At 60.9% G+C, this 13,838-nt stretch carries 15 protein-coding genes; 10 read left to right on the top strand and 5 right to left on the bottom strand.

The genetic code is table 11. The features are described from left to right. Nucleotides 1-64: 64 nt before the first annotated feature. The 3 genes from ACLD1X_RS23365 to ACLD1X_RS23355 all read right to left on the bottom strand — a co-directional run bounded on the left by ACLD1X_RS23365 (nucleotide 65) and on the right by ACLD1X_RS23355 (nucleotide 3,022). Nucleotides 65-706: an oxidoreductase gene (locus tag ACLD1X_RS23365; RefSeq protein WP_429371684.1), complete on the bottom strand. Its 642-nt coding sequence runs from the start codon at nucleotides 704-706 to the stop codon at nucleotides 65-67. Nucleotides 707-733: 27 nt separating this feature from the next. Then, on the bottom strand, nucleotides 734-2,452 hold the full coding sequence (locus ACLD1X_RS23360) for a C13 family peptidase (RefSeq protein ID WP_429371682.1): 1,719 nt from the start codon (nucleotides 2,450-2,452) through the stop codon (nucleotides 734-736). Nucleotides 2,453-2,566: 114 nt separating this feature from the next. Further along, nucleotides 2,567-3,022 carry a MaoC family dehydratase gene (locus ACLD1X_RS23355; RefSeq protein WP_008022907.1) on the bottom strand — a complete coding sequence of 152 codons (456 nt, stop codon included), beginning with the start codon at nucleotides 3,020-3,022 and terminating at the stop codon, nucleotides 2,567-2,569. A gap of 193 nt (nucleotides 3,023-3,215) precedes the next feature. Between ACLD1X_RS23355 and ACLD1X_RS23350 the strand changes: the two genes are divergently transcribed. The 4 genes from ACLD1X_RS23350 to ACLD1X_RS23335 all read left to right on the top strand — a co-directional run bounded on the left by ACLD1X_RS23350 (nucleotide 3,216) and on the right by ACLD1X_RS23335 (nucleotide 5,176). After that, on the top strand, nucleotides 3,216-3,578 hold the full coding sequence (locus ACLD1X_RS23350; protein ID WP_429371680.1) for a CidA/LrgA family protein: 363 nt from the start codon (nucleotides 3,216-3,218) through the stop codon (nucleotides 3,576-3,578). After that, a complete protein-coding gene (locus ACLD1X_RS23345) occupies nucleotides 3,575-4,291 on the top strand; it encodes an LrgB family protein (RefSeq protein WP_429371678.1) in 717 nt (238 codons plus the stop codon). Before ACLD1X_RS23350 ends, ACLD1X_RS23345 begins: the two co-directional genes overlap by 4 nt. A gap of 10 nt (nucleotides 4,292-4,301) precedes the next feature. Beyond that, nucleotides 4,302-4,892: an LON peptidase substrate-binding domain-containing protein gene (locus ACLD1X_RS23340; protein WP_008022910.1), complete on the top strand. Its 591-nt coding sequence runs from the start codon at nucleotides 4,302-4,304 to the stop codon at nucleotides 4,890-4,892. 116 nt (nucleotides 4,893-5,008) lie between these two features. After that, nucleotides 5,009-5,176, top strand: coding sequence for a hypothetical protein (locus ACLD1X_RS23335; protein WP_429371676.1), 168 nt, complete (start codon nucleotides 5,009-5,011; stop codon nucleotides 5,174-5,176). A 58-nt stretch (nucleotides 5,177-5,234) separates the two neighbouring features. Here ACLD1X_RS23335 and ACLD1X_RS23330 read toward each other — a convergent pair whose 3' ends face one another. Next, nucleotides 5,235-6,551, bottom strand: a complete 1,317-nt coding sequence (locus ACLD1X_RS23330; RefSeq protein WP_429371674.1) for a bifunctional DedA family/phosphatase PAP2 family protein — start codon at nucleotides 6,549-6,551, stop codon at nucleotides 5,235-5,237. Nucleotides 6,552-6,900: 349 nt separating this feature from the next. Further along, on the bottom strand, nucleotides 6,901-7,599 hold the full coding sequence (locus ACLD1X_RS23325; RefSeq protein WP_429371672.1) for a DNA-3-methyladenine glycosylase: 699 nt from the start codon (nucleotides 7,597-7,599) through the stop codon (nucleotides 6,901-6,903). A 189-nt stretch (nucleotides 7,600-7,788) separates the two neighbouring features. Here ACLD1X_RS23325 and ACLD1X_RS23320 point away from each other — a divergent pair, with 189 nt between their 5' ends. The 6 genes from ACLD1X_RS23320 (at nucleotide 7,789) to rodA (ending at nucleotide 13,838) form a co-directional block, all read left to right on the top strand. Further along, nucleotides 7,789-9,060 carry a glutamate-5-semialdehyde dehydrogenase gene (locus tag ACLD1X_RS23320; protein ID WP_429371670.1) on the top strand — a complete coding sequence of 424 codons (1,272 nt, stop codon included), beginning with the start codon at nucleotides 7,789-7,791 and terminating at the stop codon, nucleotides 9,058-9,060. A gap of 1 nt (nucleotide 9,061) precedes the next feature. Continuing rightward, nucleotides 9,062-9,751, top strand: coding sequence for a nicotinate-nucleotide adenylyltransferase (gene nadD, locus ACLD1X_RS23315; RefSeq protein WP_429371668.1), 690 nt, complete (start codon nucleotides 9,062-9,064; stop codon nucleotides 9,749-9,751). A 73-nt stretch (nucleotides 9,752-9,824) separates the two neighbouring features. Then, nucleotides 9,825-10,319: a ribosome silencing factor gene (rsfS, locus tag ACLD1X_RS23310; protein ID WP_150734645.1), complete on the top strand. Its 495-nt coding sequence runs from the start codon at nucleotides 9,825-9,827 to the stop codon at nucleotides 10,317-10,319. A gap of 9 nt (nucleotides 10,320-10,328) precedes the next feature. Further along, nucleotides 10,329-10,796: a 23S rRNA (pseudouridine(1915)-N(3))-methyltransferase RlmH gene (gene rlmH, locus ACLD1X_RS23305; RefSeq protein WP_007937439.1), complete on the top strand. Its 468-nt coding sequence runs from the start codon at nucleotides 10,329-10,331 to the stop codon at nucleotides 10,794-10,796. A gap of 11 nt (nucleotides 10,797-10,807) precedes the next feature. Further along, complete coding sequence (gene mrdA, locus ACLD1X_RS23300; RefSeq protein WP_429371665.1) at nucleotides 10,808-12,703, top strand: penicillin-binding protein 2; 1,896 nt, start codon at nucleotides 10,808-10,810, stop codon at nucleotides 12,701-12,703. Nucleotides 12,704-12,734: 31 nt separating this feature from the next. Next, entirely contained in the window at nucleotides 12,735-13,838 is a 1,104-nt protein-coding gene (gene rodA / locus ACLD1X_RS23295) for a rod shape-determining protein RodA (RefSeq protein WP_429371688.1), read from the top strand.

Here is a 13,838-nt window from a genome sequence, read left to right as displayed (position 1 = left end):
GGTGTCTGGGATTACTTGACCAGTTCAGCTTGCCCGCGATGAGGCCCGCTTAGGCAACATAAAATTACTTGCCCAGCTTCCTCAGCTCATCCGACTCGACAATCCTGATCCCGTCCTGCTCTTCCAGCGCCAGGCGCCACATTGCCCGGGCCAGTTGGCAGGCTTCGATGCCGTGGTATTTGCCGGGAATCAGCCGTGACAACGGCCCGGCGACTTTCTCGCCCAGGCGTGGTTCGGTGCGTTCGCCCAGCAACAACGAAGGGCGGCAAATAGTCAGCTGCGGCCAGTTCTGTGCACGCAATGCGTGCTCCATCTCGCCTTTGACCCGGTTGTAGAAAATCGAGGATCTGCGGTCGGCTCCCAAGGCGCTGATCACGATCAAATGCCGTGCGCCCATCTCCCTGGCACGTTTGGCGAATGCCACCACCATGTCCAGGTCCACTGCGCGAAACGCCTCTTCCGAGCCGGCCTGCTTGATCGTGGTGCCCAGGCAGCAATAAGCGATATCGACCCGCCCGTTCAATTGTGGCAGGAACGCCGCAGGGTCGCCGACCGGGTTTTCCAGGTGCGGGTGTTTGGCCAGTGGCCGGCGTGAGGGGGCCAGAACCCGGGTAATCGTTGGCTCGTTAAGCAGGCGATCGAGCAGGTGTTCACCCGTTAAACCGGTGGCTCCGGCGAGCAGCACGTGCTGAGGCGTCAAGTACATAGTGTTTCTCCCTTGATACTGTTCAGCTTAGTTGCTGTTTGCATCCTTGCTTTCCATGGATGCACTTTGCAGGGCTTTTCGTGCCTGTTGTTTGCGCAGCAGCTGCCAATGCGAGAGGACGGTTTTCGGTGCCCAGATCTGTGGTTCGGAGGCTTCGAACCCGTCTGCCAGCTCCCGCTCGGCGACAGTGGTCCTGGCCAGTTTGAAGGCTTGTTCCAGATCATCGGTCTGGTTCAGGGCCTGGGCGAACAGTGCATCGCCAAAGTAGGTGAAGTTGGCTTCCTCCGAGCAACCGAAGGACACCCGATCGGCTCGCGAGGCGGTCATGATCAGGGTCCGCTCATCCTTGAGGGCGGGGATGAAACCGCCGGAGTAGCAGGAGGAGATCACGATGATCTTGTCGCGGTTTTTCAACGGAGCGAGGACAGCAGCCAATTCGTCGGCTGGCAGGTCGGCCAGCTCCATGCGCGGCTGGTCCAGCACCAGCTCGTGTTCGCTGGTGCCATGGCTGGTCAGGTAGATGAAAATCAGGTCTTCCGGACCGCTGCGTTCGGCCAGTGTCAGGGCGGCGCGGCGCAGGTTTTCCCGGGTCGCCATCGGGCGGTCGGCGAGGTGGTCACGATGGTTCACCAGGCGGATCTGGCCGAAGGCGCCGAAACGGGTGGTGAGCATATTGGCGACGTAGTCGGACTCGCGCAGAAACACGCTCTGCTTGCCATCACCGCCCAGGGTCAACGAATACAGCTCCACCGCCGGGGTCGAGGGCGGAATGTTGGTCAGCGCCGAGTCGAGCAGGCGCCCCTGGGCGAGCAGGCCGAGTTCCAGAGTGTCGGGCAGTAATTTGCCATCGACATCACGTACACGCTGGCCGTTGATCCAGGTGCCGCTGAGCACGGTGCCGTCGGTCAACACCAGTGTGCCGCGCCCCTGGTAGCTGTCGTTGTCGAACTGGCCGGTGTAAAAGCTGCCGTCGGACAGGTTCAGTCGGCCCTGGCCGGAAAAGCGCCAGTCGTTGAACTGGCCGATGTAGTGGCTGCCGTCAGCGCCGATCAACTCGCCCTTGCCGTTCAGCGAACCTTCCTTGAACTGGCCCAGCCAGACATCGCCGTCGGCGTTTTCATAGCGGCCCTTGCCGTGCAGTTGATTGTTCTTGAAGCCGCCGACATAGATGTCGCCATCGGCGCTGTTGAATGTCCCGTTGCCTTCCAGTTGGCCGTCGACGAAGTGTCCGGTGAACTGATTGCCGTTGCCATCGCCGCGCTGGCCTTCGCCATTGGGTTTGCCGTGGGCGAACTGACCCTGATAGGAGCTGCCGTCCTCGAGTTCGAGGCGACCCAGGCCGGCATATTGATCGGCCTTGAACTCTCCGCGATAGCTCATGCCGTTTTCTTTGAGCGTGCCTTCGCCGTCGCGCCGGCCAGCCTTGAAGCCGCCGGTGTAACTGTTGCCGTTGGTGGTCAGTGCCCCCTGACCTTCGAACAGCCCCTGATTGAACTGCCCGCGATAGACTTCGCCATTGCTGCCATGCCATTCGCCCTGGCCCTGCCACTGGCCTTTGTCGAATTCACCGGCGTACCAGCTGCCGTTCGGGTAGTCGATGCGCCCCTTGCCTTGCAGCAAGCCATTTACCAGGTCACCGCGATAGCGTCCGCCGTCCGGCAGGCGTGCGTCGGGAGGCAAAGGCGATTCGCCGTCGCCGCAAGCGGTGAGCATCAGGGTCAAGGCAAGGAGTGCAAGTGGGCGCATAGCGGATTCCGGGCAATTAGGCGAGGGAGTATGCCGCAGCTATGTGTCCTTATATAGGGTGAGGTACCGCTTGAGGGCGCGAAACAGCGTGAGCTGCTTCGCATCCGGGAAGGTTTATACGAAGCACAGGGACAGGGGTTCGGCGATATACGCCGGTTTGTCCGAACCTTCGATTTCCAGGGTGGTGGTGGCCTTGAGCAGCCATTGGCCGGGTTTTTTCTCGATGACTTCGGTCAGGTCGACCTTGAGCCGCACTTTCGAGTTGACCTTGACCGGCTGAATGAAGCGCACGCTGTCGAGTCCGTAGTTGACCACCATCTTCAAGCCTTCGGGCATGACGAGGATGTCTTCCATCAGTTTCGGGATCAGCGACAACGACAGGAAACCGTGAGCGATGGTGCTGCCAAATGGCGTTTGCGCGGCCTTGACCGGGTCGACGTGGATGAACTGATAGTCCCCGGTGGCTTCGGCGAACAGGTTGATGCGTTCCTGATCGATGGTGAGCCATTCGGAACGTCCGAGTTCCTTGCCGACATAATCTTTGAGCTCTGCAACTGGAACATAGGGCATTGAGACTCTCCTTGGGTTCATCGGTTTTATAGTTTTGGCTTGCGGGGATTTCACTTCCCGGCTTACTACTTTAGATCAACATGGCCAAACGCTCAGGTCAACTGACCATGCTTTTGGCGAATGCCGGTCCATAGCGCGGGCATGCTTATAATGCCCGGCCAATGCGGGTGATGGATTTTGCGGGAGATCTTTGATGTTGTTACGGGGCCTGACATGGCTGGTGCTGTTCCAATTGCTCGGCACTGCGATCAATCATTTGTTTTTGCCGGTGCTGCCGGGGCCGATTGTGGGGTTGCTGCTGTTGCTGGTTTACCTCATCTGTCGTGGACAGGTCGGCGAGCCACTGAACCTGGCGGCCAGCAGCCTGTTGCGCTACCTGCCGCTGTTGCTGGTGCCGCCAGCCGTGGGCGTGATGGTCTATGCCGCTGACATCGCGGCGGACTTCTGGGCCATCGTCGGTGCGCTGGTGTTGTCGCTGCTGCTTTCGATGGCCTTCGCCGGGGTGCTGATGCAGCGCATGGTCAAGCGCCACGCGATCTCCGAGGACGGCCAATGATCTTCGACTGGCATGGCGCCTGGGCTTCGGTGATTCACCATCCGTTGTTCGGCATTGGCATTACCCTCGGTGCCTATCAGCTTGTCCTGGGCGTGTTCGAGAAAACCCGCTGGATCTTTTTGCAGCCGGTGCTGGTCTCCATGTTGCTGGTGATCGGCGTACTGGTGGGCTGCGGCCTGACTTACGCCGAATACCGCAAGAGCACCGAGATTCTGAGCATCCTGCTCGGTCCGGCCACTGTCGCGCTGGCGGTGCCGCTTTATCTCAACCTGCGACGGATTCGGCAGTTGTTCTGGCCGATATTTACTACGCTGGTGATAGGTGGCGTCGTGGCCACGGGGATGGGCGTTTTGCTGGGCTGGTCGTTCGGTGCCGAGCACATGATCCTGATGACCATGGCGCCGAAGTCGGTGACCTCGCCAATTGCCATGTTGGTGGCTGAGCAGATCGGCGGGGTCGCGGCGCTGGCCGCGGTGTTTGTCTTGATTACGGGTGTGATCGGGGCGATTTTCGGTCCGGCCCTGCTGACCCGGCTGGGTGTGCACAGCCCGGAAGCCAGGGGCATGGCGCTGGGCATGACGGCCCACGCGGTCGGCACGGCAGTGGCGATGCAGGAAAATGAAGAGTGCGGTGCCTTCGCGGCGCTGGCGATGAGTTTGATGGGCGTGGCCACGGCGGTGTTGCTGCCGCTGGCGGTGTCGATGGTGGTGTAAGGAAATGTCTATGAGTCTGCCGCTTTTTCCGTTGAACACAGTGCTGTTTCCTGGCTGCATCCTCGACTTGCAGATCTTCGAAGCGCGCTATCTGGACATGATCGGTCGCTGCATGAAGCAGGGCGGTGGTTTCGGCGTGGTGTGCATCCTCGAGGGTGAGGAAGTCGGAATCGCGCCGGCCGGCTACGCGCTGGTGGGCTGCGAAGCGCTGATCACCGATTTCAAACAGCAGGACAACGGCCTGCTGGGGATTCGGGTTCAGGGTGGGCGGCGTTTCCATGTATTGAAAGCGGAGGTCCAGCGCGATCAGTTGACCGTTGCCGAGGTCGAGTGGCTGGAAGACGAACCGGAACAGCCACTGCAGGATGAGGATGCCGACCTGGTGGCATTGCTCAAGGCTTTGGCCGAGCACCCGATGGTCGAAGCCTTGAACATGGGTACTGAGGCGACCGGGCAGCAGTCATTGGCCAATCAGTTGGCGTACCTGCTGCCTTTTGCCGAGCTGGACAAGATCGACTTGCTGCAACTTGACGATCCGCAGCAGCGACTGGATGCGATTCAGGCGCTGCTGGATGAGTTGCAGGGTGAGTTGTTTGCCTGAGCAGTATTTGGCAATCATTGAGTGCAGTTGCCAGCATTGCTGAGTACCTGGGCGGCGATTAGTTTGTGGCTACCCACATGAGGTGGGTCATTTCAATGACTAAAGGGATTAATGCCATGACTATCTATAAACGTGAATGGTCTGTATGGGACACTGCGGCAACAGAGTTCATGCTTAAACTTGTCGATAACAACCAGCCCTTTGCAGCCAATGCTGAATTAGCCGGCGAGTTTGCCGATGCGCTGATTATGGAAAAGCGTAAGCGTCAGTGGAGTCCTAACTGAGCTTGAGTAACAGGAACCCCAACTGTTGAGTTGGGGTTTTTTTTTGAGGGAAATATTTCTAATAGGCATACCGCAACATCGTATGCGGTAAATGCCGCAACACGAAGAAGCCGAACAGTGCCACCAGCGCCGGCAAGACCAGCCACCAGACCTTGGGTGGCAAGGCGTTCAACGGATCCTTGCGCTGGATCAGCCACAGGCTCGCCGCACAGACACATGCCGCCAGCATCGCGCCGGCCATGACATCGGTTGGCCAATGTGCCCCGAGGTACACCCGGGAAAGGGCAATCGCCATCGCCGGCAAGCTGGCTACCAGCACCCAGGTCAGGCGCATGCGCGGCGGTTGTCTGCGACCGGCCAGCACGGCGAGGGTCAGAAACAGCGCGAACGAGCCTGAGGCATGGCCGCTGGGCATGCTGTAGCTGGTCAGTGGATCGCTCAATACTTCCGGGCGTACGCGGGCGAAAAACTGTTTGGTTACAGTGTTGGCCAATGCCGTGCAGAGGAGGGTGCTGCACGCAAAGACTGCCTGTCGCCATTGCCGGGTAATCAGCAGCAGCGCTACCAGCAATGCACTGAACAGCAGCATGTTGCGGAATTCGCCAATCAACGTGAAGACCACCGCCACCTCATCGAGCATCGGGCTGCGATGTTCCTGCACCAGGGTCATCACCCCTTGGTCGAGGGCGTTCAGGTAGGGATAGCCGATAAACAACCCGGCCAGGATCAACAGGCTCATGCCAGCTATCAGTGTTGTAGCCCGTCGATGCTGACGCAGGCTGCTGGTGGCGCTCAGCCCCACTATGACCGCAATACTGCCGGCAACGATCCCGGCCTGAGTCCAGAAGCCTTCAGGCAGCGGCAAGCGAATTGCCGCGCCGGTAGCCCAGCCCGGCAGCAGATAAGCCACCGACCAGCCCGCGCCGGCCAGCAGGCTGACGGCGAAGAAGCGTGGGAAGGGCATGTCGCACATGCCGGCGACCATGGGCAGCATTGGCCGCAGCGGTCCGATAAAACGCCCGACCAGCAGGCTGGCGATGCCATAGCGCTGGAAGTAGGCTTCGGCCCCGGCAATCCATTCCGGGTGATGGCGCAAGCCGGGCAGGCGCCGGATATTCTGGTGGAAATGACGCCCAAGAAAATAAGAGACCACGTCGCCCAGGACGCCGGCCAGGAAGCCCAGCAGCAAGGTTTCACTCAGCGTCAACGCACCACTGCCGGCCAGTACCGCAACGGTGAACAGTAAAACCGTGCCCGGGACGATCAGCCCGGCAATCGCCAGGCACTCCACAAAAGCCACCAGAAATATTGCCGCCGCCAGCCATTGCGGGTTGACCGTCAACCAACCGGTCAGGCTATCGAGCCATTGGCCCATAAAAACCACTCCATCTAATGTTCAATTGCTTCCAGGTGATAAGTGCAACTTTGAATGCGCCACTGTCCCCTGTGGGAGCGGGCTTGCCCGCGAATAGGCCCTTTCAGTCGATATCGACGTCGCCTGACACTCAGCCTTCGTCGGAACGCCGCCCGGAGCAAGCCCGCTCCCACAGGGGATTTCTGTTTGCATCAAGTCNGCCACTGTCCCCTGTGGGAGCGGGCTTGCCCGCGAATAGGCCCTTTCAGTCGATATCGACGTCGCCTGACACTCAGCCTTCGTCGGAACGCCGCCCGGAGCAAGCCCGCTCCCACAGGGGATTTCTGTTTGCATCAAGTCTGAGTCAATTTCAGGTCAGCACAAGATAATCGCGACCTTCAATCTGCCCCCGTCGCAGCGGGTTTCGCGTGCAGTACGGCGCGTAGGCCGCATCGACGAAGCGGTACATCAGGTGCTCATCGCGCCCGTGGGGGATGCCAAGGCGTGTAGTCTGGATGATGTGGGCAGGCGTCTGGCCGACGTGTTCCACCAGCAGCGCTTCATGGTCGAAGCGTTTGGCGTCCCACATTGGCACTTTCAGGCCCAGCGCCTTGCACAGTAGCGTTTGCCCGGCACAGAGCTTTTGTGACGGGCGAGGGTGGCCCTTGGCATCAGGGTTGTTCAACAGCATCTGCGCCAGGCTGGCCGGTCCGCTCAACTCATCGACCCACGGGTAGGCGGACTTGATCAGTACCGCGTTTCCTGGCCCTTGGGCGCTGAAGTTCAGGGAATCGCCACCCCGGGCGTAATACATATAGATGTGGCCGCCATCCAGAAACAAAGCCTTACGCTTTTCTGTGTAACCGAGGGACGCATGGCTGCCTTTTTCCGCGCAGTAATAGGCTTCGGTTTCGATAATCCGGGCGCTGAGCCACAGGTCGCCAACTCGATGGCGAATGACTTTGCCCAGTAACTCCCGGGCCAGAATTTGGGCGTCACGGTCGAAAAACGCGTCCGGGAGGCCTGCTGGCAGGCTCGTGGTGGACGCTCGAACAGTCAGGTTGGACATGATGACCGGCGTTTGTCAGGGCTGAATGAGTCGTGATGATAACAATTTGCAGCTTAATCCCGGCTGAACATCGGTAAATGCCCCTCCATTTCGACCATCCGCCCGTCACCGCTGTTAGTCCCGGGACGCGACAGCTATAATCTGCCGCTTTACTCTTTACCAAGACCTAATCAAAGACCACGCCAGACCATGACTGAGTCCGTTCTTGACTACATGACCCGCCTGGGTTGCGCTGCCCGCGAAGCTTCCCGCGTGATCGGCCGTGCCAGCACCGCGCAGAAAAACCGCGCCCTGCAGGCCGCCGCCAATGCGCTGGACGCTGCCCGCGCCGAGCTGACGGCGGCCAACGAGCTGGATTTGGCCGCCGGTCGCGCCAACGGTCTGGAGCCGGCCTTGCTTGAGCGCCTGGCACTGACCCCGGCGCGTATCGACGGCATGATCGTCGGCCTGCGTCAGGTGGCAGCCCTGCCGGACCCGGTCGGCGCGATCCGTGACATGAGCTTCCGCCCGTCCGGAATCCAGGTCGGCAAGATGCGCGTGCCGCTGGGCGTGATCGGAATCATCTACGAGTCGCGGCCGAACGTGACCATCGATGCGGCCAGCCTGTGCCTGAAGTCCGGCAACGCGACCATCCTGCGTGGCGGTTCCGAGGCGATTCATTCCAATCGAGCCATCGCCGCCTGCATTCAGCGTGGCCTGGCCGAGGCCGATCTGCCGGCTGCGGTGGTGCAAGTGGTCGAAACCACGGATCGCGCTGCCGTCGGCGCGCTGATCACCATGCCTGAATACGTCGACGTCATCGTGCCGCGCGGTGGCCGTGGCCTGATCGAACGGGTCAGCCGCGATGCCCGCGTACCGGTGATCAAGCACCTGGATGGCATCTGCCACGTTTACGTGAGTGAACACGCCGATCTGGCCAAGGCCCAGCGCATCGCGTTCAACGCCAAGACTTACCGTTATGGCATCTGCGGTGCCATGGAAACGCTGCTGGTCGATCAAACCGTCGCCAGCGATTTCCTGCCGGCGATGGCGGCACAGTTCCGCGAAAAAGGCGTCGAGCTGCGTGGTTGCGAGCGCACCCGGGCGATCATCGATGCCGTGGTCGCGACTGAAGAAGACTGGAGTACCGAATATCTGGCGCCGATTCTGTCGATCCGTGTGGTCGACGGACTGGGCCAGGCCATCGAGCACATCAACCATTATGGCTCCCATCACACCGATTCGATTGTCAGCGAACACCAGGGCGACACCCGGCGTTTCATGGCTGAAGTCGACTCATCCTCGGTGATGATCAATACCCCGACATGCTTCGCCGATGGCTACGAATACGGATTGGGTGCCGAGATCGGCATTTCTACTGATAAGCTGCACGCCCGCGGCCCGGTGGGCCTCGAAGGGCTGACCTGCGAGAAGTACATCGTGGTCGGCGACGGGCAGTTGCGCGGACAGGAGCCGGCCTGACTTGGGCGACTTCGACCCGTCAGCCCAGGTCACTGCCAGCGAGCCAGCCCCTCGCCGCATTGGCGTGCTGGGTGGAACGTTCGACCCGGTGCACATCGGCCATTTGCGCGGTGCGCTGGAAGTCGCCGAAACCCTGGCGCTCGATGAGCTGCGTCTGACGCCCAGTGCCAGGCCGCCCCATCGGGACAAGCCGCAGGTGTCGGCGAAAGACCGTCTGGCGATGGTCGAGTGCGCGGTGGCCGGTGTGGCGCCGTTGGTGGTGGACGCCCGCGAATTGCAGCGGGACAAACCGTCCTACACCATTGATACCCTGGAACTGATGCGTGCCGAACTGGCCGTATCCGACCAGGTTTTTCTGCTTTTGGGCTGGGACGCTTTTTGCGGCCTGCCCACTTGGCACCGCTGGGAAGAGTTGCTCCAGCATTGCCATATCCTGGTGTTGCAACGCCCGGATGCCGACAGCGAACCGCCGGATGCCTTGCGCAACCTGCTGGCAGCGCGCTCGGTGAGCGACCCGCTGGCCCTCAAAGGGCCGAGCGGACAGATTGCATTCGTCTGGCAGACACCGCTCGCGGTATCCGCCACCCAGATCCGTCAACTGCTGGCCAGCGGTAAGTCGGTACGTTTCCTGGTGCCCGACGCGGTCCTGGCCTACATCGATGCGCACGGACTCTACCGTGCGTCGAACTGAATAGGAGTGCCTCAAGGCACGTGGCAACAACGTGTATTGAAGCGCCCGAACATACGAGCAAAACGAGTTTTATATGACGAACAACGACGTAAACAAAGTTAAGCGCAAAGGCACGTTCAAGAGTGCCCCGCTGCCTGAGAAGGTCCTCGCTGCCGAGCCACCCAAAGGCGACGAGCTGGTCAAGATCGCCGTAGCCGCCCTGGAAGACGTCAAGGCCCAGGACGTGCTGGTCATCGATGTTCGCGACAAGCAGAGCATCACTGACTTCATGATCATCGCCACCGGTACGTCCAACCGCCAGATCGGCGCAATGCTGGACAAGGTCCGCGAAGCCGTCAAAGCCCTGGGTATCAAGCCGCTGGGTGAAGAAGGCAAGGGCGACAGCGACTGGGTGCTGCTGGACATGGACGACGTGATCGTCCACATGATGACTTCCAACGCCCGTCAGTTCTACGACCTTGAGCGCCTGTGGAAAGGTGCCGAGCAGAGCCGTGCGGCCGATGGCAAGCACCACAGCCCTGAAGTTGGTCACGAGCACTTCAACAAGCTCAACAAAGACCAGGAATAAGGGACCGCTGTGCGACTGCGACTGATCGCCGTCGGTTCACGCATGCCCAAGTGGGTGGAAGAAGGCTGGCATGAATATGCCAAGCGTCTTCCGTCCGAGCTGGCGCTGGAACTGGTGGAAATACCGCTCAATACCCGTGGCAAGAACGCCGACGTGGCCCGTTTCATCCGTCAGGAAGGCGAAGCCATGCTGGCCAAGGTCGGGCCGAACGAGCGGGTAGTCACACTCGAAGTCCATGGCAAGCCCTGGAGCACCGAGCAACTGGCGGTCGAGCTCGATCGCTGGCGGCTGGACTCGCGCACCGTCAACTTCATGGTCGGCGGCCCCGAAGGGCTGGCGCCGGAAGTCTGTGCCCGGGCTGACCAGCGTTGGTCGTTGTCACCGCTGACCTTGCCGCACCCGCTGGTGCGGATCCTGATCGGCGAACAGTTGTACCGTGCCTGGACCGTGCTGTCCGGTCACCCTTACCACAAGTAATTCTGCTCCCCATGACCCAGCCGATCCGCATCAAGGACCACGAAAAAGACGCCCGTCTGGTGCGTGGCCGCGTCGTGTTCGGTGCAATTGCAGTCGTGACGCTGATCGGCGTGCTGATCGCGCGCCTGTATTTCCTGCAGGTGATCCAGTACGAGTACCACTCGACCCTGTCGGAAAACAACCGGGTCCACGTGCAGCCGATTCCGCCGCCCCGTGGCTTGATTTATGACCGCAACGGCGTGGTGATTGCCGACAACCGGCCCAGCTTCAGCCTGAGCATGACCCGCGAGCGCTCTGGCGATTGGCAGCAGGTGCTCGATGTGATCGTCCAGGTGCTGGAGCTCACGCCCGAGGACCGGGTGATTTTCGAGAAGCGCATGCGTCAGGGGCGCCGGCCGTTCGAGCCGGTGCCGATCATGTTCGAATTGACCGAAGAGCAGATCGCAAGGATCGCCGTGAACCAGTTCCGCCTGCCTGGGGTGGAGGTGGTTGCGCAGCTGGTCCGTCACTATCCGCAGGGCGCGCATTTTGCGCATTCGGTGGGCTATATGGGGCGGATCAACGAGAAAGAGCTGAAGACTCTGGACCCGGTGAGCTACAGCGGCACCCATCAAATTGGCAAAACCGGCATCGAGCGCTTCTACGAGCCTGAATTGCACGGCCAGGTGGGTTACGAGGAAGTCGAGACCAACGCCCGGGGCCGCGTATTGCGCGTGCTCAAGCGCACCGATCCGATTCCCGGCAAGGACATCGTCCTGAGCCTGGACATCAAATTGCAGGAAGCCGCCGAAGCTGCGCTCGGTGGTCGTCGAGGCGCGGTGGTAGCGCTGGACCCGAAGACCGGCGAAGTGCTGGCGATGGTCAGCCAGCCGAGTTTCGACCCCAACCTGTTCGTCACCGGCATCAGCTTCAAGGCCTATTCCGAACTGCGCGACTCCATCGACCGACCGCTGTTCAACCGTGTGCTGCGTGGCCTGTACCCGCCGGGTTCGACCATCAAGCCGGCGGTGGCGATCGCCGGCCTGGATTCCGGCGTGGTGACGGCGTCGACCCGGGTGTTCGACCCCGGTTACTACATGCTGCCCAACTACGATCACAAGTACCGTAACTGGAACCGTACCGGCGACGGCTTTGTCGACCTCGATACGGCGATCATGCGTTCCAACGACACCTACTTCTATGACCTGGCCCACAAGTTGGGGATCGACCGGCTGTCGGCGTACCTGAGCAAGTTCGGTATCGGCCAGAAAGTCTCCCTGGACATGTTCGAAGAATCGCCGGGGTTGATGCCGACCCGGGAATGGAAGCGTGCGACGCGTCGTCAGGCCTGGTTCCCGGGGGAGACACTGATTCTCGGTATCGGTCAGGGCTACATGCAGTCGACGCCGTTGCAGCTGGCCCAGGCCACCGCGCTGGTGGCCAACAAGGGCATCTGGAATCGTCCGCACCTGGCCAGGACCATTGAAGGCCAGAAGCCGGTGGATCCTAACCCGATGCCGGACATCATCCTGCGCGATCCGGCGGACTGGACCCGGGTGAACCACGGTATGCAGCAAGTGATGCACGGTGCCCGGGGCACGGCGCGCAAGGCCTCGATCGGTGCGCAGTACCGGATCGCCGGCAAAAGTGGTACGGCCCAGGTGGTCGCGATCAAGCAGGGTGAAAAGTACGACCGCTCCAAGGTCCAGGAGCGTCACCGTGACCACGCCTTGTTCGTCGGCTTCGCGCCGGCAGACGACCCGAAAATCGTGGTGTCGGTGATGGTCGAGAACGGCGAGTCCGGTTCCGGTGTCGCCGCGCCAGTGGTGCGTCAAGTCATGGACGCCTGGCTCCTGGACCAGGACGGTCGGTTGAAGCCCGAATACGCCAGCCCTATCAGTGCAGAGGCTACCGCCCGTGATGAATAATTTTGATCGCATGCTCTCCAGCGAGGATGTGATGCGTCGCCGTGCAACCCTGTTGCAACGTATGCACATCGACGGCGTGTTGCTGATCCTGCTGCTGACGCTTGCCGCCGGCAGCCTGTTCGTCCTGTATTCCGCCAGTGGAAAAAGCTGGGATCTGCTGGCCAAGCAGGCCACTTCGTTCGGCATCGGCCTGGTGTCGATGATCGTCATCGCCCAGTTCGAGCCGCGGTTCATGGCGCGGTGGGTACCGGTCGGCTATGTGATCGGCGTGTTGTTGCTGGTGGTCGTGGACGTCATGGGCCACAACGCGATGGGCGCCACGCGCTGGATCAACATCCCCGGTGTCATCCGCTTCCAGCCCTCGGAGTTCATGAAGATCCTGATGCCGGCGACCATTGCCTGGTACCTGTCCAAGCGCACCTTGCCGCCACAGCTCAAGCACGTCGGTATCAGCCTGATGCTGATCGGCATTCCGTTCATTCTGATCGTGCGGCAGCCGGACCTCGGCACTTCGCTGCTGATCCTGGCTGGCGGCGCTTTCGTGCTGTTCATGGGTGGCTTGCGCTGGCGCTGGATCCTCAGCGTACTGGCCGCCGCCGTTCCCGTGGCGGTTGCCATGTGGTTCTTCATCATGCACGACTACCAGAAGCAGCGAATCCTGACGTTCCTCGATCCGGAGAGCGATCCGCTCGGTACGGGCTGGAACATCATCCAGTCCAAGGCCGCCATCGGCTCCGGTGGCGTGTTCGGCAAGGGTTGGTTGCTGGGCACCCAGTCGCACCTGGACTTCCTGCCGGAAAGCCATACCGACTTCATCATTGCCGTCATGGGCGAAGAATTTGGCCTGGTGGGGATCTGCGCGCTGTTGCTGATCTACCTGCTGTTGATCGGTCGCGGCCTGGTGATTACCGCCCAGGCGCAGACATTGTTCGGCAAGTTGCTCGCGGGCAGCCTGACCATGACGTTTTTTGTTTATGTTTTCGTCAACATCGGTATGGTCAGTGGCCTGTTGCCGGTGGTGGGGGTGCCGTTGCCGTTCATTAGCTACGGAGGAACTTCGCTGGTGACGCTGCTGTCAGCGTTTGGGGTTTTGATGTCGATCCATACCCATCGCAAGTGGATCGCGCAGGTTTGA

It is taken from the genome of Pseudomonas sp. 18173 (genome assembly GCF_050432945.1).
In the GTDB taxonomy this organism is placed as follows: domain Bacteria; phylum Pseudomonadota; class Gammaproteobacteria; order Pseudomonadales; family Pseudomonadaceae; genus Aquipseudomonas.
The sequence above is the reverse complement of the archived record's forward strand: the minus strand, read 5'-3'. Positions and strand labels throughout refer to the sequence as shown.

Bases quoted from the DNA above. Each gene is read 5' to 3' on its own strand.
- ACLD1X_RS23365 (WP_429371684.1), bottom strand. From the start codon at position 706: ATGTACTTGACGCCTCAGCACGTGCTGCTCGCCGGAGCCACCGGTTTA.
- ACLD1X_RS23360 (WP_429371682.1), bottom strand. From the start codon at position 2,452: ATGCGCCCACTTGCACTCCTTGCCTTGACCCTGATGCTCACCGCTTGC.
- ACLD1X_RS23355 (WP_008022907.1), bottom strand. From the start codon at position 3,022: ATGCCCTATGTTCCAGTTGCAGAGCTCAAAGATTATGTCGGCAAGGAA.
- ACLD1X_RS23350 (WP_429371680.1), top strand. From the start codon at position 3,216: ATGTTGTTACGGGGCCTGACATGGCTGGTGCTGTTCCAATTGCTCGGC.
- ACLD1X_RS23345 (WP_429371678.1), top strand. From the start codon at position 3,575: ATGATCTTCGACTGGCATGGCGCCTGGGCTTCGGTGATTCACCATCCG.
- ACLD1X_RS23340 (WP_008022910.1), top strand. From the start codon at position 4,302: ATGAGTCTGCCGCTTTTTCCGTTGAACACAGTGCTGTTTCCTGGCTGC.
- ACLD1X_RS23335 (WP_429371676.1), top strand. From the start codon at position 5,009: ATGACTATCTATAAACGTGAATGGTCTGTATGGGACACTGCGGCAACA.
- ACLD1X_RS23330 (WP_429371674.1), bottom strand. From the start codon at position 6,551: ATGGGCCAATGGCTCGATAGCCTGACCGGTTGGTTGACGGTCAACCCG.
- ACLD1X_RS23325 (WP_429371672.1), bottom strand. From the start codon at position 7,599: ATGTCCAACCTGACTGTTCGAGCGTCCACCACGAGCCTGCCAGCAGGC.
- ACLD1X_RS23320 (WP_429371670.1), top strand. From the start codon at position 7,789: ATGACTGAGTCCGTTCTTGACTACATGACCCGCCTGGGTTGCGCTGCC.
- rsfS (WP_150734645.1), top strand. From the start codon at position 9,825: ATGACGAACAACGACGTAAACAAAGTTAAGCGCAAAGGCACGTTCAAG.
- mrdA (WP_429371665.1), top strand. From the start codon at position 10,808: ATGACCCAGCCGATCCGCATCAAGGACCACGAAAAAGACGCCCGTCTG.
- rodA (WP_429371688.1), top strand. From the start codon at position 12,735: ATGCGTCGCCGTGCAACCCTGTTGCAACGTATGCACATCGACGGCGTG.